At 59.3% G+C, this 18,966-nt stretch carries 17 protein-coding genes and 1 riboswitch; of the genes, 9 read left to right on the plus strand and 8 right to left on the minus strand.

From position 1 onward, the window contains the following. Positions 1-21 precede the first annotated feature (21 nt). From KJS28_RS08595 to mgtE, 4 genes are all read right to left on the minus strand, one after another. Complete coding sequence (locus KJS28_RS08595) at positions 22-390, minus strand: TSUP family transporter (protein ID WP_213540576.1); 369 nt, start codon at positions 388-390, stop codon at positions 22-24. Then, on the minus strand, positions 387-740 hold the full coding sequence (locus KJS28_RS08600) for a sulfite exporter TauE/SafE family protein (protein ID WP_213540577.1): 354 nt from the start codon (positions 738-740) through the stop codon (positions 387-389). Before KJS28_RS08600 ends, KJS28_RS08595 begins: the two co-directional genes overlap by 4 nt. 50 nt (positions 741-790) lie before the next feature. Beyond that, complete coding sequence (locus KJS28_RS08605) at positions 791-982, minus strand: DUF1540 domain-containing protein (RefSeq protein WP_213540578.1); 192 nt, start codon at positions 980-982, stop codon at positions 791-793. Between the two features lie 76 nt (positions 983-1,058). After that, the gene (gene mgtE / locus KJS28_RS08610; protein WP_021858135.1) at positions 1,059-2,444 is read right to left on the minus strand and encodes a magnesium transporter; all 1,386 of its coding nucleotides are present in this window, start codon (positions 2,442-2,444) and stop codon (positions 1,059-1,061) included. An 84-nt stretch (positions 2,445-2,528) separates the two neighbouring features. After that, positions 2,529-2,690: riboswitch (M-box (ykoK) riboswitch) on the minus strand. A 184-nt stretch (positions 2,691-2,874) separates the two neighbouring features. Here mgtE and KJS28_RS08615 point away from each other — a divergent pair. The 4 genes from KJS28_RS08615 (at position 2,875) to KJS28_RS08630 (ending at position 7,157) form a co-directional block, all read left to right on the plus strand. After that, positions 2,875-4,422, plus strand: a complete 1,548-nt coding sequence (locus tag KJS28_RS08615; protein ID WP_213540579.1) for an ABC transporter ATP-binding protein — start codon at positions 2,875-2,877, stop codon at positions 4,420-4,422. Then, on the plus strand, positions 4,419-5,723 hold the full coding sequence (locus KJS28_RS08620) for an ABC transporter permease (protein ID WP_213540580.1): 1,305 nt from the start codon (positions 4,419-4,421) through the stop codon (positions 5,721-5,723). The genes KJS28_RS08615 and KJS28_RS08620 overlap by 4 nt, the downstream gene beginning before the upstream one ends. Beyond that, positions 5,720-6,751: an ABC transporter permease gene (locus KJS28_RS08625; RefSeq protein WP_213540581.1), complete on the plus strand. Its 1,032-nt coding sequence runs from the start codon at positions 5,720-5,722 to the stop codon at positions 6,749-6,751. The genes KJS28_RS08620 and KJS28_RS08625 overlap by 4 nt, the downstream gene beginning before the upstream one ends. A 238-nt stretch (positions 6,752-6,989) precedes the next feature. Next, positions 6,990-7,157: a hypothetical protein gene (locus KJS28_RS08630; RefSeq protein ID WP_213540582.1), complete on the plus strand. Its 168-nt coding sequence runs from the start codon at positions 6,990-6,992 to the stop codon at positions 7,155-7,157. Between the two features lie 9 nt (positions 7,158-7,166). Here KJS28_RS08630 and KJS28_RS08635 read toward each other — a convergent pair whose 3' ends face one another. The 3 genes from KJS28_RS08635 to KJS28_RS08645 form a co-directional block, all read right to left on the minus strand. Beyond that, the gene (locus KJS28_RS08635; protein ID WP_213540583.1) at positions 7,167-8,507 is read right to left on the minus strand and encodes a hypothetical protein; all 1,341 of its coding nucleotides are present in this window, start codon (positions 8,505-8,507) and stop codon (positions 7,167-7,169) included. Between the two features lie 485 nt (positions 8,508-8,992). Beyond that, positions 8,993-13,531, minus strand: coding sequence for a hypothetical protein (locus tag KJS28_RS12495; protein WP_228298362.1), 4,539 nt, complete (start codon positions 13,529-13,531; stop codon positions 8,993-8,995). Then, positions 13,528-14,253: a TetR/AcrR family transcriptional regulator gene (locus KJS28_RS08645; protein ID WP_213540584.1), complete on the minus strand. Its 726-nt coding sequence runs from the start codon at positions 14,251-14,253 to the stop codon at positions 13,528-13,530. The genes KJS28_RS12495 and KJS28_RS08645 overlap by 4 nt, the downstream gene beginning before the upstream one ends. Positions 14,254-14,383: 130 nt before the next feature. On the opposite strand from KJS28_RS08645, the gene KJS28_RS08650 reads away from it, so the two are divergent. Further along, positions 14,384-14,719 carry a DUF4368 domain-containing protein gene (locus KJS28_RS08650; RefSeq protein ID WP_213540585.1) on the plus strand — a complete coding sequence of 112 codons (336 nt, stop codon included), beginning with the start codon at positions 14,384-14,386 and terminating at the stop codon, positions 14,717-14,719. A 122-nt stretch (positions 14,720-14,841) separates the two neighbouring features. Here KJS28_RS08650 and KJS28_RS08655 read toward each other — a convergent pair whose 3' ends face one another. Next, positions 14,842-15,726 (minus strand): nucleoside recognition domain-containing protein, encoded by an 885-nt coding sequence (locus tag KJS28_RS08655; RefSeq protein ID WP_213540586.1) that lies wholly within the window; start codon positions 15,724-15,726, stop codon positions 14,842-14,844. Positions 15,727-15,840: 114 nt separating this feature from the next. On the opposite strand from KJS28_RS08655, the gene KJS28_RS08660 reads away from it, so the two are divergent. The 4 genes from KJS28_RS08660 to ybeY are packed head-to-tail and all read left to right on the plus strand — an operon-like array spanning position 15,841 to position 18,799. Then, positions 15,841-16,125 carry a YabP/YqfC family sporulation protein gene (locus KJS28_RS08660; RefSeq protein WP_228298363.1) on the plus strand — a complete coding sequence of 95 codons (285 nt, stop codon included), beginning with the start codon at positions 15,841-15,843 and terminating at the stop codon, positions 16,123-16,125. A gap of 8 nt (positions 16,126-16,133) precedes the next feature. After that, positions 16,134-17,336 (plus strand): sporulation protein YqfD, encoded by a 1,203-nt coding sequence (locus KJS28_RS08665; protein ID WP_213540587.1) that lies wholly within the window; start codon positions 16,134-16,136, stop codon positions 17,334-17,336. Between the two features lie 15 nt (positions 17,337-17,351). Further along, a complete protein-coding gene (locus KJS28_RS08670) occupies positions 17,352-18,308 on the plus strand; it encodes a PhoH family protein (RefSeq protein ID WP_021858702.1) in 957 nt (318 codons plus the stop codon). Continuing rightward, entirely contained in the window at positions 18,305-18,799 is a 495-nt protein-coding gene (gene ybeY, locus KJS28_RS08675) for an rRNA maturation RNase YbeY (RefSeq protein ID WP_021858701.1), read from the plus strand. The genes KJS28_RS08670 and ybeY overlap by 4 nt, the downstream gene beginning before the upstream one ends. The last annotated feature ends 167 nt before the right edge of the window (positions 18,800-18,966 follow it).

Here is an 18,966-nt window from a genome sequence, read left to right on the forward strand (position 1 = left end):
GTCGTGGAAGGAGATCGCCGGTCACGGCTTGGTGGGCTTTTGCAAAAGGATACAGATACCCGCCGCCAGCAGATAGACGCCGAAGGGGCGGCGCAGCAGCTCTGTATCCACAGAGAAGGACAGCCATGCCGCCAGCGCTGCCGCTATCAGTCCGGCGGGGATGGCGCTGCGAAGCACCGACTTTTCCAGCAGGCCACTTTTCCCGTGGGACAGCAGCCCCATACCGGCGGTGGGCAGGAAGTACAGCAGGTTGATGGTCTGGGCGGTGCGCTGATCCACCCCCAGCAGCAGCGTCATGCACAGCAGCAGAAGGGTCCCGCCGCCGACGCCCCACGCCGAGAGGATACCGGTGGCGAAGCCCACCGCCAGCGGCAGCAGCCACGCCGTCACAGGAGATACCTCACACCGCCGTACAGCAGAAAGCAGGCGAAGATGCGCCGCAGCCACAGGTTGGATACCTTCTGAAACAGGCGGCCTCCCAAGAAGCCGCCGCCCAGTCCCCCCAACAGATAGGGCAGGGCCTGCATCCAGTCCAGTGGCTGCCGCCACAGGCTGATGACCGCCGACAGCAGGCACAAGGGCAGGATGGCTGCCACGCAGGTGGCCAGCGCCCGTTTCTGCTCCATATGGCACCAGCCTGTCAGGGCCGGGGCCAGCACCATACCGCCGCCCCCGCCGAACAGGCCGTTCACCGCCCCGGCGGCAGCGCCGGACAGGATATATTTCAGACGGTTTGTCATGGCCCTCCCTCCTTCCTATGTAGCCGCCCGGCGCACCGGGCGGTGTGCCGTTACAGCTTGCGGTAGCTCTGGCAGTCGGTACACTGGTCCATGGAGGGGTTGGCCTCGTGGGTGCCTACCTGAATACTGGTCAGGCCGCAGTGATCCACATCCTGACAGTGGTGGGCGCAGTTGGTGACACTGCATTTGATGGCGGAGTTGGGGGTGCAGTTGCAGCCGTCGTTGGTACAGTTCTTGCTCATGATACGTTCCTCCAGAAAAATAGAGTCAGGCGCAAAGCCTGACTCTATTTTGTCTTGAAACGGATTTTTTATGCGTCTATATGCCCAGCAGCCACGAAGCGAAGCGGAAATAGATCAGCAGACTGGTGGCATCCACGATGGTGGTGATGAAGGGACTGGCCATCACCGCCGGGTCCAAGCCGATCTTCTCCGCCAGCAGCGGCAGCGAGCAGCCCACACACTTGGCGAATACCACTACGAACATGATGGTCAGGCACACCACCAGACACACCACGGGGGTCACGGCGGCATTGCCCAACAGCAGACGGTCCACCAGCTGCATTTTCACGAAATTGGCCGCCGCCAGACACGAACCGCACAGCAGCGACACCCGCAGCTCCTTCCACAGGACCTTCAGGATGTCAGAGAAATCCACCTCGTCCAGACTTAAGGCACGGATGACCGCCACGCTGGCCTGCGTGCCGGAGTTACCGCCGGTGCCGGAGAGCATGGGGATATAGGAGTTCAGCACCAGACACGCCGCCAGAGCGCTCTCATAGTGGTTGAGGATCATGCCGGTGAAGGTGGCCGACAGCATGAGGATCATCAGCCACGGTAGGCGGGCCCGCCACGTGGCGAAGATACCGGCCTTCAGATAGGGCTTGTCGGAGGGCAGCATAGCGGCCATCTTCTCGAAGTCCTCGGTGGTCTCCTCCTCGATAACGTCCATAGCGTCGTCCACGGTGACGATGCCCACCAGACGGTTCTCCAGATCCACCACGGGCATGGCCAGAAAGCCGTATTTGCTCAGGGCCTGTGCGGCGTCCTCCTTGTCGTCCATGGTGCTGACCCAGACCACGTTGGGATCCATGATGTCCTCGATGAGGTCATCCTCCTCCGCCAGCAGCAGGTCACGCACCGACAGCACCCCCAGCAGGCGGCGGGTGGGGTCGGTGACGTACAGGATGTTGATGGTCTCCAGCTCGCCGCCAATACGGCGGATGCGCTTGAAGGCGTCCTCCACCGTCATGTCCTTTTTCAGGGACAGGAACTCCATGTTCATGATGGAGCCGGTGGAGTCCTCCGGGTACTTCAAAATCTCGTTAATGGATTTTCGCATTTCCGGCGTCGCCTTATCCAGGATTCGGATCACCACGCTGGCGGGCATCTCCTCCACGATGTCCACGGCATCGTCCAGATACAGCTCGTCCAGCACCTCCTTCAGCTCGGTGTTGGAAAAGCCGTTGATGAGCATCTCCTGGGAGTCGGACTCCAGCTCCACGAACACCTCCGCCGCCAGCTCCTTGGGCAGCAGCCGGTACAGCAGGGGCATCAGCTCCCCGCCGGACTCCTCCAGCAGCAGAGCGATGTCGGCAGGCTCCATGGGGAGAAAGAGGTCCCGCAGGCGGGCATACTGTTTACTTCGGGCCAGCTCCTTGATCTCATCCAGATATCGGTCCAGCTCTTCCTCGTAGTCTACCATATCGGCTCCTCCTTCCCCGCATCATAAAAAATCCCGCAGCCGGCGTTTGCCTGCTGCGGTCGCATTGCGATCGGGTCACCGCCGTGACCTGAGCACCGTAACAAGCTTTAGCATCGTGGGGCGGTGAAGCTGCATTAGATGATACCTTGGTTTCGATATCGCCTGTTCAAACCCTCTCATGGTGTCTCCACCACTCCGCGGCAGCAGCCCATATCCCTACGGTAGCCTTACCTACCGGGAAATATATCATGCAATATAAATGTATCGTAAAGCAAAAATCACCAGATGTCAACCCTAAGATACAGAACATTCCGTGCATTTGTTCCATCAAATCCTTCGGTTAACCTTGCAATTCTCGGCGTGAGCCGTTATAATAGCTTGTATATACAACCTGTATGGGTCTGTAAATCCTGAGAAAGTAGGTGGCGGCATGGAAAATTCTCCTCAGTATGTGATCGAAATGCTTCACATCACCAAGGAGTTTCCCGGCATCAAGGCCAATGACGACATCACCCTTCAGCTGCGGAAGGGCGAGATCCACGCCCTTCTGGGGGAAAATGGCGCCGGTAAATCCACGCTGATGTCCGTCCTGTTCGGGCTGTACCAGCCGGAAGAAGGCGAGATTCGAAAAAATGGACAGACAGTAAAGATCAATGACCCCAACGACGCAACAGCGCTGGGGATCGGCATGGTGCATCAGCACTTCCAGCTGGTGGACGTGTTCACGGTGCTGGACAATATCATTCTGGGTGCCGAGACCACGAAGATGGGCTTTCTGCAGAAGAAGGAGGCCCGGAAAAAGGTACAGGAGCTGTCGGAGCGGTACGGTCTGGCGGTAGATCTGGACGCCAAGGTGGAGGACATCACTGTCGGTATGCAGCAGCGTGTGGAGATCCTGAAGATGCTCTACCGGGACAACGAGATCCTCATCTTCGACGAGCCCACCGCCGTGCTGACGCCTCAGGAAATCGATGAACTGCTGCTCATCATGAAGAATCTCACCAGGGAGGGCAAGTCCATCCTCTTCATCTCCCACAAGCTCAACGAGATCATGTCGGTGGCCGACCGGGTCACGGTGCTGCGCAAGGGCAAGTACATCGGCACTGTCAACACCAAGGACACCAACAAGCAGGAGCTGTCCAACATGATGGTGGGCCGCCCCGTACAGCTGCAGGTCAACAAGGACGAGGCCCATCCCGGCGATGTGGTGCTCAGTGTGAAGAACTTCACCGTCCCCTCCCACCTGCACAAGAAGGATGCCGTACATAATGTCAGCTTTGACGTGCGGGCCGGCGAGATCGTCTGCATCGCCGGTATCGACGGCAACGGCCAGACGGAGTTCATCCACGGTCTGACGGGCCTTGACAAGAGCTCCGGCGGCAGCATCACCGTCTGCGGCCACGACATCTCCCACTATTCCATCCACCACCGGGGCGAGTACATCAGCCACATCCCGGAGGACCGCCACAAGCACGGTCTGGTGCTGGATTTCACGCTGGAGCAGAATCTGGTGCTCCAGCGGTACAAGGAGCCACAGTTCGAGAAGGGGGGCTTCATCAAGCGGGACGCCGTCCGCAGCTATGCTCAGCAGCTGATCGAGAAATTCGACGTCCGCAGCGGTCAGGGCCCCATCACCGTGGTCCGCAGTATGTCCGGCGGCAACCAGCAGAAGGCCATCATCGCCCGTGAGCTGGACCGGGATAAGCCTCTGATCGTGGCCGTTCAGCCCACCCGTGGTCTGGACGTGGGCGCCATCGAGTATATCCACAGCCAGTTGGTGGCCGAGCGGGACCGTGGCAAGGCGGTGCTGCTGGTGTCTCTGGAGCTGGATGAGGTCATGAGCCTCTCCGACCGCATCCTCGTCATGTACGAGGGGGAGATCGTGGGCCAGTTGGACCCCAAAAAGACCACCGTATCCGAGCTGGGCCTGTATATGTCCGGCGCAAAGCGTGACAACAAAGGAGGCGATGAAGCGTGAAGCATTCCGCAGCCACTCTGTACCAAAAGGAAGGCACCAAAAAGGTGCTGGCGTCCCTGATCTCCATTCTTGCGGGTCTGCTGGTAGGCGGCATCGCCGTCATTCTGGTGGGCTGCTTCAATGAAAAGATCTCCCTCTCCGGCGCATGGGACGGCTTCCGCATCATCTTCGCCGGCATCTTCAGCACCGGCCGCAATGCCGCCGGTGAGCTGACCTGGGGCTTCAACGCCGTCAACACCGGCGATATGCTGTTCCGGGCCACGCCCCTGATCATGACGGGTCTCTCCGTGGCCGTGGCCTTCAAGACGGGCCTGTTCAACATCGGCGCTCCCGGTCAGTACCTGATCTCCACCATGGCGACGCTGATGATCGCCCTGAGCATCCCCTCTTCCTCCGTCCCCACCTGGATCATCTGGATCCTGGCCTTTCTGGGCGGCTGTCTGGCGGGCGCTCTGTGGGGCGCTCTGCCGGGTCTGGCCAAGGCGTGTCTCAACATCAATGAGGTGCTGGCCTGCATCATGACCAACTGGGTGGCCGCCAACCTTGTGACGTGGATGTTCGACATCAGCAACTTCAAGAACACCGTGGAGAACACCAAGTCCGGCTACATCTATAAGACCAGCTTCAACGGCGTGGCCACCCCCAAGCTGGGGCTGGATAAGCTGTTCCCCGGCTCTCAGGTCAACGCCGGTATTCTGGTGGCCATTCTGCTGGCCATCGCCATGTACATCCTCATGACCAAGACCACGCTGGGCTACGAGCTGCAGGCCTGCGGCGCCAACCGCCATGCCGCCCGCTACGCCGGCATCAAGGATAAGCGCAACATCGTGCTGTCCATGGCCATCGCCGGTGCGCTGGCCGGAGCCGGTGCAGCGCTGTACTACCTGTCCGGCAACACGGAGTTCTACTGGTCCACCTATCAGTCTCTGCCCGCCGTGGGCTTTAACGGCATCCCCGTGGCGCTGCTGGCGCTGAATAACCCCATCGCCGTCATCTTCGCCGGCATCTTCATGGCCATGCTGAAGATCGTTGGCCAGCAGCTGACCAACCTCACCGCCTACAACGAGTACATCACCGACGTCATCATCGCCGTCATCGTGTATCTAAGCGCTTTCTCTCTGGTGATCCGCATGATGCTCAGCGGCCGGAAGAAGAAAAAGGTCGTGGCAGCCGACACGGCTCCCATCCCTCAGAGCGCCGCTGTGGAGGATCAGACCTCCCTGCTGCCGGAGGAGGAGAAAGCACCCGTAGAGGCCGCTGTCACAGACAGCGATAACGCAGAAGGAGGCGATCAGGCATGACATTTCTGGTACAGCAGACCCTGATCTATGCAGTGCCCCTGATGATCGTGGCGCTGGCCGGTGTGTTCGCCGAGCGCAGCGGTATCATCAACCTGGCGCTGGAAGGTATCATGATCTTCGGTGCTTTCATCGGCGTGCTGTTCGTGCGCCTGATGCAGGGCAGCGCCGCCGTGCTGGCCGCTCAACAGACCGGGAACTGGGTGGCTATGCAGGGGCTGGAGCTTCTGGCTATGCTGGTGGCGGCAGCCATGGGTGCCGTGTTCTCCCTGCTGCTGAGCTTCGCCTCCATCAGCCTGCGGGCCGACCAGACCATCGGCGGTACGGCCCTGAACCTGATGGCTCCGGCTCTGGTGCTGTTTCTGGTGCGTATCATCGCCAACCAGAACACCCTGCAGCTTGCTACCGGCGACTCCGCTACGTGGTTCATGATCCGAAAGTCCACCTTCGGCATCGACAAAAACACCGATCTTGGCTTCTTCGGCGAGACGTTTCTGGTGAAAGTCTATCTGGCTACCTACGTCTGCATCATCCTGTTCGTCATCCTGTCCATCATTCTCTATAAGACCCGCTTCGGCCTGCGGCTGCGGGCCTGCGGTGAGAATCCTCAGGCGGCGGACTCTCTGGGCACCAATGTCTACAAGATGCGCTATATCGGCACCACCATCTCCGGTGCGCTGGCGGGCATGGGCGGCTTTGTGTACGCCCTGACCACCGCCAACTGCTCCTCCAACGGCGACGTGGCGGGCTTCGGCTTTCTGGCGCTGGCCGTGATGATTTTCGGTAACTGGCGGCCTCTGAACATCGCCGGGGCCTCCCTCCTGTTTGGCCTGTTCAAATGCATCGCCGCCGCCTACTCCAGCATCGATATCAACGGCGACGGTGTGTACTGGCTGGCAGAGATCGGCATCAGCTCCCACCTGTACCGGATGCTTCCGTACATCATCACCCTGCTGGTGCTGGCCTTCACCTCCAAGAAGTCCCGTGCCCCCAAGGCGGAGGGCATCCCCTACGACAAGGCTCGCAGATAAGAGCGGCAGCTGCCTGTATTTTCAGGCGGCGACAACCTGTAAAAAATGGCACCCGACCAAAGCTACGGGCTGATAACGAAGTATTAAAAGAGCGTAGTTATCAGGCGGCGTAGCAATGGCAAGGAAAATCACCGAGAAAGCCTCGTACGGGCTTTTCTCGGTGATTTCTTTTTCCGCATATTCGATTCCAGCCGTGCCTTTTGCTGCAATAATTACAGAACATTAAGGCGGGATCGTAATGAAACGAAAACACTATGTTGAGCTAAATCGGCAAGAGCGGCGACTCGCTCTCAACGGGTTGAACCGTTTTCGCAACAAGCTGATTGCAGCCGGACGGTATACAGATGCCGTGAATGAGCTAAAGATTGCGGCGGCTACTGTTTCCGGTAGCCGCCGCATAGGTTAAGCTGTTCTCTTACTTGTTATACGTTTTCTTTTTGCTGACAACCGTTGTACCAATGGCTGCACCGCCGCTGACGAACAACAGGGCAATCCACAAAGCAAAGTTGCTTGTGTCACCGGTCTGGGGGACATTGTCCAGCTTGTCATTATTGCTGGTGGTGCCGTTGGTCACGTTGCTGGAGGGGAGCACCGTGCCGGGCAGGGCTTTCCACTCTGCAGCATCCAGAGTGAATTCCATAGTGTCCATTTCGTTGTCATCCACAAACAGCACGACTTTATTGGGGACAACATCATCTTTGGGAGTCCAGGGGGTCAGTGACCAGTACTCGTCAGCAGTCTCGGTTGCGATGCAGCAGGTCAGGTAAGAATACGAACCAGCTCCCAGCTTATCAGTATTCAACGTAGCCGTGGTCAGCAGGGTCTCACCACTGTACAGCTGCACCCTTACGCTGGACTCAAAGTTAACATTCTTCAGATCAACAGACACAGCGTTTTTCAGGACTCCGTTATCATGAGTCATGCCGGCGCGCTCGATGCTGCCGCTATAGGGGAACACAGTGCCGGGCAGGGCTGCCCATTCATCGGCATCAAGCGTGAAGGTCTTCGTATCCTCCTCGTGTCCATCGACAAACAGGACAGCTTTGTTGGGAACAATATTATCTTTGGGAGTCCAGGGGGTCAGTGACCAGTACTCGTCAGCAGTCTCGGTAGCGATGCAGCAGGTCAGGAAATCATAGCTGCCGGGAGTTACTCCCTGCAAGGTGGCAGTGGTCAGCAGGGTCTCATCACTGTACAGCTGCACCTGTACGCTGGACTCAAAGTTAACATTCTTCAGATCAACAGACACAGCGTTTTTCAGGATTCCGTTATCATGAGTGATGGCGGCGCGCTCGATGCTGCAGGGGAGCACCGTGCCGGGCAGGGCTGCCCACTCATCGGCATCAAGCGTGAAGGTCTTTTCAGCCAGCTCGCGGCCATCGACAACCAGGACAGCCTTGTCGGGGACAACATCGTCCTTGGGAGTCCAGGGGGTCAGTGACCAGTACTCGTCAGCAGTCTCGGTTGCGATGCAGCAGGTCAGGAAACCATGGCTGCCGGGATTTACTCCCTGCAAGGTAGCCGTGGTCAGCAGAGTATCGCCGCTGTATAGTTTAACCGCAACGCTCTCAGCGAAGGTAACGTCTTTCAGTTCAACGGAAACAGCATTTTTCAAGTAGCCGCCAGCATGGGTAATACCAGCACTCTCAATGCTACCGCTTGGTTCAGCCGCCAGCGCAATGATTGGCAGTAGTGTGCATACCATCACTACTGTCAGCAGAAGACAGAAAAATTTGCGTGACATACGTGCTTTCATATCTATACCCCTTTCAAATTTGGACAGTGGACAGGAGGCGGCATCATACTGTGACAGAAAATTGAAAAGTATTCACACATAATTCCCGCCGCAGTGACCTTTCCTCAATTCACCACCCATGTTACTAAAATATAATATATTCTTAATCTTCGCTTTTGTCAATAGAGCATACAAAAATAGCGATTTTTACATGGTACATTATTGGAATAATACGAAAATGTGTAGGAGTAAGGTGAAGTGCAATCCTTGCCTAATTGCCGATTTGCTCCCGAAACGCAGAAACGCCCAAAACCTGACCCCGCTGTATGGTTTCGGGGCGATTCTGGGCGTTTTCTTTCGATATGAGCGGCTTTGTTTTGACGGCGGTATCCTTATCGTCCGTCATTCAAGCGCCGCTGTTTGTCGCTTCCGGGTAACAAAAAAGCGCCGTATTACTACGACGCTTTTGTCTTGCTCGGAAGATGGAGCAAGGGAACGCTATTCAATTATCTGTTGTACTTTTTCTTCCTGCTGACAACCGTTGTGCCAATGGCTGCACCGCCGCTGACAAACAGCAGGGCAATCCACAACAAAAGATTGGAGTTATCTCCCGTCTGCGGAGACTTGTCGGCGCCGGGTTTGACGGTGCCGCCGGACAGCTTTGCCGTTACGGTATCGGCCTGCTTGATTTCCTGTGTTGCCGTAGCGTCCTTGTAATACTTCTTGCAACCGGAGCAATACCAGTATTCGATATTGCCCTCGGCAGTCTTGGTCGCCGCCTTTGCCGGGAAGTGCTTTAAGTTGGTGTGGTTCTTCGGATCAAGCTCGCCGTATTCGCCGCCGCAGACCGTACAGACAGCCTTGTGCGTGCAGGTCGCCGTGCCGCCGGTGCAATTCTCGGTTTCCGTATGGCTGGTGTCACGCTTACAGATTCGGGTGTGGGTCTTTTCATCGCTGTTCTGCGTCCAAGCGCCCCAGTCGTGGCCGAGCGCATTGCCGGAGAAGAAAGTCGCCTCATCCGCCGTGCCCTTGGAGCTCAGGCCGCAGGCTGCGCAGGACTTGTAGTAGATCGCCTTTTCGGTACAGGTTGCAGCAGACTTCAAATACTGCGCCTCTGCTTTTTCGGCAGTGAAGCTATGTGCCGCCATCTCGCCGTATTCGCCGCCGCAGACCGTACAGACAGCCTTGTGCGTGCAGTCTGCCGTGCCGCCGTGGCAGTTATTAGTCTCGGTGTGCGAGGCATCGTGCTTGCAGATGCGGGTATGGGTGCCGTCTTCGTTGGATGTCCAAGCGCCATAGTCATGGCCGAGCGGCTTGCCATTGGTAAAGGTTTCCGTGCCCTGTGCGCCGCAGGTGGAGCAGGACTGATAATATACCGCCGGGCTTGTGCAGGTGGCGGCGGACTTCAGCCGGTATTCGTTCACCTGATCGACGAAATGGTGCGGGCCAAGCTCGCCGTAGGAGTGCTGGCAGACCTCGCAGAGCGCCGGGGCAAGGCAGTCGGCCGTGCCGCCCTGATGTGCGCCGCGATCCACCTCCAACTGGCAGCAGGTGTAGAATCTCCAGTGGCTGTCGGCATCGGTCTGCCAAGCGCCCGGATATTCGGCGTGACGGTTCGGATTCTTGTCCCCGCTTGCAAAGGTCGCCTCGTCGGCTGTCCCCTTGGAGGACAGCATACAGATCTTGCAGGATTTGTAATAGAGTGCGGGAGAGAGGCAGTTTGCTTCCTTGTACAGAAGCGCCGTGATCGCAAGTTCTCCCGTGAAGTCGTGCTCGGTCATTTTGATGCCGCAGGTGTCGCAGAAATGGTTGCAGTCCGGGTCGGCGTGGTTGAGCCGCTCAGTCTCTCCGCCGCAGACGGTGCAGGTCTTCCAGTGACTGTCCTGGTTTGTGTTCCAGTCGCCGTAGGTGCAGCCGGCCATTTCGACATGGCGGGCATCGTGGGTGCAGACGCACTTGTGTGTACCCTCCCCGTCGGGCATCCACGCACCCCAGTCATGGCCGAGCGGCTTTCCGGACGTGAAGGTCGCCTCGTCGGCGGTTCCCTTGGAGCTGGTACCGCAGACGGCGCAGGACTTGTAATACACCGCCTTTTCGGTGCAGGTCGCAGCGGATTTCAGATACTGCTCCTCGGCGGTTTCTGCCGTGAAGCTGTGCGCCGCCAGTGCGCCGTAGGACTGACCGCAGTGGTCGCAGATGGCCTGCTCCGTGCAGGTCGCCGTGCCGCCGGAGTGCTCACGGATGGTGATATCCTTGGAAACGCTGAAGCGGTAGCCCTCCGCCGTCGTGACAGAGGCGATAAAGCGGAAGCCGGTTTCTCCCGCTATGTAGGAAGCGGCAGGGATCGTCCCCGTGCAGAGGCCGTCGACCGGGGTGATGGGTCCGCCGTCGCCCGAGAAGGTGAACTCATAGCTGTAGGCGGGATTCGTGCAGCCCTCCGGCAGGTTGAAAGAGAATTTGAAGTCCTGCGTGCGGCAGACGGCATCCGGTGCGGTGATGGTCAGGGAGGGAACGTTCGTCTTTTCGACCTTGTCGCCGCAGAATTCGCAGTCGCCCCAATACTGGCCGTTCTCCGTCTGCCATTTGTAGGAATGGGACGAATGGACGGTCACGGTGAGCGTCGTGGAATTGCCTGCCTTGTCTGTGGCGACGACGGTCTGCGGGGTTCTCGCATCGGTGAGGGTGATCTGACCCTGTTCGTTGGGGGTCACGGGCTTACCGTTGACGGTCACGGTGTCCAGATACAGGTCGGTCACGGTGAGGGTCTTGTTGCCCTCGCCACAGAAAACATCGCCGTTTTTCGCACCGGTGATCGCCGGGGCGGTCTTGTCGATGATGATTTTCTCCGTGCATACAACGCCGTAGCGAGCAAGGAGCTTCGTCCCCAACTGTGCATAGATCACATAGGGCTTTCCCTCCTCCAGATTCAGAGATGCCGTATTGAAGGCGCCGGTATAAGGATAGTGATCGTGCCCGCTGCTGAAAAGGACGTCCGCAGCTAGGCCATTCGAGTAGAACTGATCGCCGACGGCGTACTCAAAATACGACAGTTCCTCCGGATGGGCGGTATTGATCTGTACGGTCTGATCTTCGTTGAAGAAGTGTTCCGTACCTTCGGAGCGGAAGCCGGTCCACTGGGAATCGCCCACGGAAATGGTGCTGTAATCAATGAAAACGCCGCTCCAAAAAGCAATGAAGGTAAGGCTGTCCTCGCCGCCCGTAGCAAAGTCGCCGTAGGTTTCTCCGCCCATGACTCTCCTATTGCCGATCAGCAGTGCTTGCAGCCTTTCATCATTTTCTCTTGTCGGCCTTGGCGTCAGGAGCTTCCAAATTTCATCCGTCCATTTGACGTTCTCAAAGTCCGTGACCGTCGAGCCGTCCTGGTTGACGATACGGACGGTATAGTCGCTGCGCTCCTCCCAGACGGGGTAGAGCGTAAGCGCCTCGTTTTGCTCATAAATCGCATTCAGGGAATAGTCCTTCTCGCCGCCGTCGGCCTTCGACCAGCCGACCTGCGTGTAGCCGAGGCGGGTAAAGAGCGCACCCTCCAGCTCCAGAGCGCTGTCGTGCTCCTTGTTCACCGTCTTGCTGTCGCCCGTGCCGTTTGCGCCGGGGGCGTAGGTCACGGGATAGGTCATGGTTTGCAGCTGGAGCTGCTGCGCGGCGTTATAGCCGATGCTGTAGCCCGCGCTGTCCGGGGTAAAGCGGCTGGCGTAATCCGTGCCGTTGGCCTCGGCGAACACCACGGGGACTGCCGTGCTCTCGGTAGTAACGCCGATCTGCGCACCGCTGCCGAGCTTGTCGAGCGTGACGGTTTTTCCACTGGCAAGATAGAGATTTGCGCCGGAGTTTCCGGTGATCTTCACGTCGCCGGTAAGGGTCAGGGAGCCTGCACTCAGTGCGACCGCGCCCTTGCCGCCGGAGTTGCCGGTAATCAGGCCGGTGCCGAGGTTGGCGGTCGAGCCGTCCCGCGTCAGCGAGATCGCGCCGCCCTTGTTGTTCTTGATTTCGACGGGAATGGCGCTGCTCTGCTGCGCCATTGTCACTCTGCCGTAGGCTGCGTCGATGCCCGCACCGGTATTTTCCGAGATCGTACCGCCGTAGAGGTTGACATTGGTATAATAGTCGCTTGTCGCAATGGAGGGCATGGGCCAGTGGGTGGCCGAAATCCCCGCACCGGTATTGCCGGTGATGGTGCCGCCGTAGAGGTTGATGGTATCATCTGACCGGGTGATGGTGGACATCACACCGTTCCGCTCATTGCCGGAGATGATGCCGTCATACATATTGAAGGTTCCTCTGTTAATTACACCGGGGCCGTACTTGGTGTTGCGGATGTTGCTGATGACCGGGCGATCCGTGGGATAGTCGGAGCTTTTTTGATAGTAGCAGCCGCCGTACATATTGAACGTACCGCAGTTATAAATGCCGCAAACCGGGTCGTTGTAAATATCGCGGATGCCGTCCGTTTCCGAGCTGGTCATGCAGATGCTCACGCCGTAAAGCTCAAAGGTGGCAGTTTCGTCAGCAGAAACAGCGGCGCAGCTGTCGCCGGTGATGAGGCCGCGGTCGCCGGAGAGCTGGCAATCCGTAAATACCAGACGCGCATTATTCATCACAAGGAAGGCGCTTTGTGCACCCGGTACATTGCAGGTAAGGGTATGGCCATGCAAACAGATCACAAACGTGCAGCCCTCCCAAGCATGGATTCGTTTCGTGAGGGTGACATCATTGGCAAGGTAATAGTAGAACGTTTTTCCCTTGTTGTTCGCTGCTTTATGGTTGATCTCCAGAAGGTCTGCTTCCGATCGGATCACGTTCATTTTTGAAATATCGCCGGAGGTATTTTCCTTCCCGTCCTTGGTGAAGTAGACCCCTTCATAGGCCGTGTGTCCGTTCATGGCCTGATGATTGCTGATTCCTCCTCCGCAGACGCAATGCGCAGACGGATGCGGCCAATCAAGGCGAACCGCGCTTGCCGTGAGCGGGAAGAGCTGTGCGAGCAGGCAGAGCGTCAGCAAAATGGCGAACAGTCGCTTTTTCATGTGGTTTCCTCCGTTTCTGAAATCAAGGGGGCTTCCATTTCCTGCAGTGAAAAATCGTAGTGCATCGCCAGCGTTTGGAACAAGGCATGCATCACGCGCTCGGCAATCGAGCGGATGTCCAGACGCTCGACGAAGCGAACTGTCTGCTCCAGCTCGTCCTCCGGCACCCGGTACACCCGCATCGCCGCCGTCAAAAAGCGGCTGAGCTTGCGTTCCAACGGGAAATGGATGTCGCATTTTCGTGCCATATAATTGCGCATCAGTCCTGCCGTGCCGATTTCCATCTCGTAAAAGTCGCTGTCGCTGTAATCCGGGAAATTTGCGCTGAAGATCTGCTTCAGCTCTGCCGTGGTATGCAGGTAGATATACTCCGATGTTTCAGGCAGGGAGTAGGCTTCAATGTAAATTTCCCGCAGGTTCTCGTTCAGTTCGGTCAGGGTCAGCTGGATCGCCGTTTCCAACGCATAAGCGTAAACCGGCGGCAGCTTGGTGTCTGTAATGCTTCTTGCCATGCCGAACTGTCCGCCGAACATCGTTTCGGTCAAGTCCAGCAAAATTTTATCCTTGGTGGGAAACAGATTCAAATAGCTTCCCCTTGCTACGCCCGCTTCGTCCACGATCTGACTGACAGAGGTGTTTTTATACCCCTGTTCCAAAAAGAGACGGACGCACACGGTCAGTATTTTCCGCTTCGTCTCGCTGCTGTCTCTCCGCAAATCCATCACCTCCCCTCAAACGTTTTAGTATGTATACCAATAATATCATAACAAGAACAAAAAGGCAAGTGGGATTTGAAGCTTTGCCTCCGTAAATTGTGACTTTTCCGCAAACGCTGGCTTCTTCCATTACTCAATGACCGCCAACTACGAAAAGGAGCAGAAGGATCTGCTGAAGCTCGTAGCTGACGGCAAGAAAAATCTGTTGGATGCGGAGCAAACCAAGGTGGATTTGAGGCTGCTGATGAAAGCGCTGCGGGATTATACGGACATTCGACAGCTTACGCCGGAGATTGCTAATGCGCTGATTCGGCGCATCGAGGTTCACAGCAAGGATAAGGAAACCAAGAAGGTTAAGGGGGACATTTACTTCACAGCCATTGGGCTATTCTCTGTCCCTACGGGAAAAGAGATGCTGTCAGCAATGGGGGAGATCCGCCAAAACCCGCAGCAGTTCAAATTTTCTGCATAAAGCAGAACACGGTGCAGCCCCTTTTCAGAGACTGCACCGTATTCTGCATAAAAACTTCGTTAACCGCTCATGTCTAATGCGGGTGCCATTTTTTGTCCGCCATAGGGGAAAGCAGCAACCCTTTACCGCACCCAGCGGCTTATGGGAACAGCCAATGCCGCTGATAGAACCGCCTGCGCTGCCTTTGCCGGCAGATAGCCCCTCATGTGGAGTCCACTCCCCTCCAGCACCGCCGCCGTCTGACAGTGGACGCACACGCCGCCCCAGCCCATCAGTGCCGCCGCCAGCACGAAATCCCCCCGTGTGCCGGAGAGCCGCAGGATGCCGCCGGTAAGCTCCAGTAGTCCCAGCGGAAAGGGGTGCTCCAGCCCCGTCAGGGCCGTCAGCAGCCGGGTCAGCACCAGAAAGAACACCACGAAGCCGCAGACGTGGAGCATCCCCTCCCCCGCTCCCCGGACGGCCCCCGGAAAAGCGGAACCCAGAGCCTGCGGCGCAGACGGCGAAGTCCGTCCCTCCGGGGACGAGGTGTGACGGGTCAGCAGAGCCGTCAGCACGGCGGCCGACACATGGATCAGCCAAAGCCATACCCCGGCCCGGAGACTGCCGAAGCAGCCCACTCCCGCCACACCCAAGGCAAAGGCCGGGCCGCAGTTGTTACAGAACAGCAGCAGCCGCTGCCCCTCCTGCCGGGAGATGGCTCCGGTGCGGACCAGCTCTCCCGCCGTCTGGGCGCCCACCGGATAGCCTCCCAGCAAGCCCAGCAGCACTGCCGTACCGCCGGGGCCGGAGATCCCCAGCATCCGGCGGGTCAAGGGGGCCAGCAGCCGCCCCAGCGCCGCTGCACTACCGGTGGCCACAAACAGCCGGGACACCACGAGGAAGGGAAACAGTGCCGGGATCACCGATCCGCCGCAGAGGGCCAGTCCCTCCCGCACCGCCTGCGCCGCCACATCCGATGCTGCCAGCAGCCCCGCCATGACCGCCAGCAGTCCCAGTGCCAAGCCCATGCTCCCTCACCTCCCTTTACCCTGCCAGCTTATGACGGCGGGCAGAGGTCCATGCCACGGACAGGCAAGTTTTTCCGGCGGTACGCATACAGTCCACCGTGGGAGGGATGCCTCATGGGAGACAAAAAGCGGCTGGCTCGTGCCGGTCTGGAGGTCATGGACCGGCTGGATCTGCCAGGGGAGCTGGCGGCGGGGGTGGGCCGCATGGAGCTGGTGGGGGACCGCCAGTTCTATATGGAGCAGCACCGGGGCGTACTGCGGTACAGCACGGAGGTCATCGACATCGCCGCCGCAAACATGACGGTGCGGATCACAGGCCGGGAGCTGCAGCTGCTGGCCATGACGGACCGGGAGCTGCGGATCAGCGGCACCATCACCGCCATTGAGCTGCTGACATAGGAGGGGCCATGTATCGTCAGATCGTCCATTTTTTACAGGGGCAGGTGCTGGTGCGGATCGAGTGCGGCTGCCCGGAGCGGGTGCTGAACCTCTGCGGCGCACGGGGCATCCCCTTCTGGGAGCTGACATGGGAGTCGCCGGTGTGCCTGACCCTGCGGGCCGTGGGGCGAGATCTGCCCCGTCTGCGGCAGGCGGCGGAGGACGCCGGCGGCAGCCTGCACCTGTGCCGCAGCGGCGGCGTACCGGTGTTCTGGCGGCGTCTGCGCCGGCGGTACGTGCTGCTGGCCGGAGCGGTGCTGGCGCTGGTGCTGATGTTCGGCGGCAACCTCGTCATCTGGGACTTTCAGGTCAGCGGCAACGACACCGTCCCCACGGAAACCATTCTCCGGGCGCTGGAGGACTACGGCATCACCGTGGGGTCGCCGGGTCTGCACATCGATCAGGAGACCATGCGCAACCATGTGCTGCTGGCCCTGCCGGAGGTATCGTGGCTGGCGGTGAACGTCCGGGGCTGCGTGGCCCATGTGCAGGTGGTGGAGCGGCACCGTCCGCCGGAGGCGGCAGATCGGAGCGCCGTCACCAACATCGTGGCCCGGAGGGCGGGCCTTATCACCAAGGTGGAGGCGCTGGAGGGGCAGGCCATGGTACTGCCGGGGACCACCGTCACGGAGGGACAACTGCTGATCTCCGGAGTGTCAGAAACAGAACATATCGGCGCACGGTTTGTCCACAGCATGGGGGCCGTGTGGGCCAGAACGTGGTATGAGCTGTCGGTCAGCGTACCGCTGCAGATCACGCAGCCCGCCGCCGGAAGCCGCAGCCACAGCCGCTGGGCGCTGGATATCGGAAAACACCGGATAAAATTCTACGGAAAGGGTAGCATCACCGGGGTGGATTGTGATAAAATAACATATTATAAACCGTTCACCCTGCCCGGAGGGCTTCGCCTGCCTCTGACGCTGGTGCGGGAGCGCATCACCGCATGGGAGGGCGCCGCCGCAGAGCGCACGGAGCAGAGCGCCCGTCAGGAGGGAGAGCAGCAGCTGCTGGCCCTGCTGTCGGCCCGGCTGCCGGAGGGCAGCACCGTCACCGACACCCGCTTCGCCGCTGTGCGGCAGGGGGACCGGCTGACGGTGGTGCTGAAGGCGGAGTGTCTGGAGCAGATCGGCCAGACCGTGACACTGCCGGAAACGGAGACTACACAGAGATAAGGGGGCTTGTCCCGTATGGAACAGCGTGTGAGCATCGAGCGAATGGAAGAGGCCATCAATCTGTTCGGCTCGTTTGATGAAAATATCCGGCTTCTGGAGGCGGAATTCCATGTGACGGTGGTGAACCGTGACGGGGAGCTGCGGATCTCCGGGGAGCCAGAGGAGGTGATGATGGCTGCCAAGGCAGTGGAGGCGCTGCTGACCCTCTCCGGCAAAGGGGAGTCCATTACCGAGCAGCACGTCCGCTACGTCATCGGTCTGTGCCGCAGCGGCCAGTCCGAGCGCATCGGGGAGCTGACGCAGGACGTGATCTGCATCACCTCCAAAGGCCGGCCCGTCAAGCCCAAGACCATCGGCCAGAAGCAGTATGTGCAGGCGGTGCTCCACAGCCCCGTCACCATCGGGGTGGGGCCCGCCGGCACCGGCAAGACGTATCTAGCGGTGGCGGCGGCCGTGGCGGCCTTCCGGGCCAAGCAGGTCAACCGCATCATCCTGACCCGCCCCGCCGTGGAGGCCGGAGAGCGGCTGGGCTTCCTGCCCGGCGACCTCCAGAGCAAGGTGGACCCCTACCTCCGGCCTCTATATGACGCCCTGTTCGATATGCTGGGGGCAGAGACGTACCAGAAATATCTGGAGCGTGGCAACATCGAGGTGGCCCCGCTGGCCTATATGCGTGGCCGGACGCTGGATGACAGCTTCATCATTCTGGACGAGGCCCAGAACACCAGCCGGGAGCAGATGAAGATGTTCCTGACCCGCATGGGCTTCGGCTCCAAAATGGTCATCACCGGCGACATCACCCAGATCGACCTGCCGGGGGACAAGCCCAGCGGCCTGAAGGACGCCATGAAGATCCTGAAGGGCGTGGAGGGCGTCAGCATCTGCCAGCTGACCCAGCAGGACGTGGTGCGCCATGTGATGGTGCAGCGGATCATCGAGGCCTACGCCCGATTCGAGGAGAAGCGCAAATGAGAAAGACACACTATATCCCCATCACCGCCGACGTACCCGGCGCCGCCAACGACGCCAACTGCGCCCTGATCCGCCGGACCATCCGCACAGCGCTGGCGGCGGAGGGACTCACGGCCCCCTGCGAGGTGGACGTGCTCCTGACGGATGACGACGGCATCCACGAGATCAACCGGGAGATGCGGCAGGTGGACCGGCCCACGGACGTCCTCAGCTTCCCGGAGTTTGAACTGACCCCCGGCCAGCTGCCCGGCCCGGAGGACGCCGACCCCGGCACGGGCCTTATCCCGCTGGGGGACATGGTGCTCTCCATGGAGCGGGTGGCGGCGCAGGCCAGGGAGTACGGTCACTCCAAGCGGCGGGAACTCTCCTATCTGGTAACCCACTCGGTGCTGCATCTGCTGGGCTACGACCATCTGGACGAAGGGCCTATGAAGGCCCAGATGCGAGCCAGAGAGGAGGCCATCATGGCCCTGCTGGGGCTGGAGCGGTGAGAAAGGCCGCTCTGGCCAAGCTCCGGCCGGAGTGCCGGGCGGACGCTGTGTCCTTTTCGAAAAGTCTCTGACAGGAGAAGGCGCAGCCCTGTCCCCCGTGCGGCGGGCCGCTGGACTATTTCCACAAGAAAACCAAGAAAAGCAGCTGCAACTGGGCCTGCACGGCC

Source organism: Vescimonas coprocola (assembly GCF_018408575.1).
GTDB classification, from domain to species: domain Bacteria; phylum Bacillota; class Clostridia; order Oscillospirales; family Oscillospiraceae; genus Vescimonas; species Vescimonas coprocola.

Excerpts from the sequence above, each read along its gene's own strand:
- KJS28_RS08605 (WP_213540578.1), bottom strand. The coding sequence starts at position 982 with ATGAGCAAGAACTGTACCAACGACGGCTGCAACTGCACCCCCAACTCC.
- ybeY (WP_021858701.1), top strand. The coding sequence starts at position 18,305 with ATGAGAAAGACACACTATATCCCCATCACCGCCGACGTACCCGGCGCC.
- KJS28_RS08630 (WP_213540582.1), top strand. The coding sequence starts at position 6,990 with ATGAAACGAAAACACTATGTTGAGCTAAATCGGCAAGAGCGGCGACTC.
- KJS28_RS08600 (WP_213540577.1), bottom strand. The coding sequence starts at position 740 with ATGACAAACCGTCTGAAATATATCCTGTCCGGCGCTGCCGCCGGGGCG.
- KJS28_RS08665 (WP_213540587.1), top strand. The coding sequence starts at position 16,134 with ATGTATCGTCAGATCGTCCATTTTTTACAGGGGCAGGTGCTGGTGCGG.
- KJS28_RS08615 (WP_213540579.1), top strand. The coding sequence starts at position 2,875 with ATGGAAAATTCTCCTCAGTATGTGATCGAAATGCTTCACATCACCAAG.
- KJS28_RS08650 (WP_213540585.1), top strand. The coding sequence starts at position 14,384 with ATGACCGCCAACTACGAAAAGGAGCAGAAGGATCTGCTGAAGCTCGTA.
- KJS28_RS08660 (WP_228298363.1), top strand. The coding sequence starts at position 15,841 with ATGGGAGACAAAAAGCGGCTGGCTCGTGCCGGTCTGGAGGTCATGGAC.
- KJS28_RS08635 (WP_213540583.1), bottom strand. The coding sequence starts at position 8,507 with ATGAAAGCACGTATGTCACGCAAATTTTTCTGTCTTCTGCTGACAGTA.
- KJS28_RS08670 (WP_021858702.1), top strand. The coding sequence starts at position 17,352 with ATGGAACAGCGTGTGAGCATCGAGCGAATGGAAGAGGCCATCAATCTG.
- KJS28_RS08655 (WP_213540586.1), bottom strand. The coding sequence starts at position 15,726 with ATGGGCTTGGCACTGGGACTGCTGGCGGTCATGGCGGGGCTGCTGGCA.
- KJS28_RS08645 (WP_213540584.1), bottom strand. The coding sequence starts at position 14,253 with ATGGATTTGCGGAGAGACAGCAGCGAGACGAAGCGGAAAATACTGACC.
- KJS28_RS12495 (WP_228298362.1), bottom strand. The coding sequence starts at position 13,531 with ATGAAAAAGCGACTGTTCGCCATTTTGCTGACGCTCTGCCTGCTCGCA.
- KJS28_RS08625 (WP_213540581.1), top strand. The coding sequence starts at position 5,720 with ATGACATTTCTGGTACAGCAGACCCTGATCTATGCAGTGCCCCTGATG.
- mgtE (WP_021858135.1), bottom strand. The coding sequence starts at position 2,444 with ATGGTAGACTACGAGGAAGAGCTGGACCGATATCTGGATGAGATCAAG.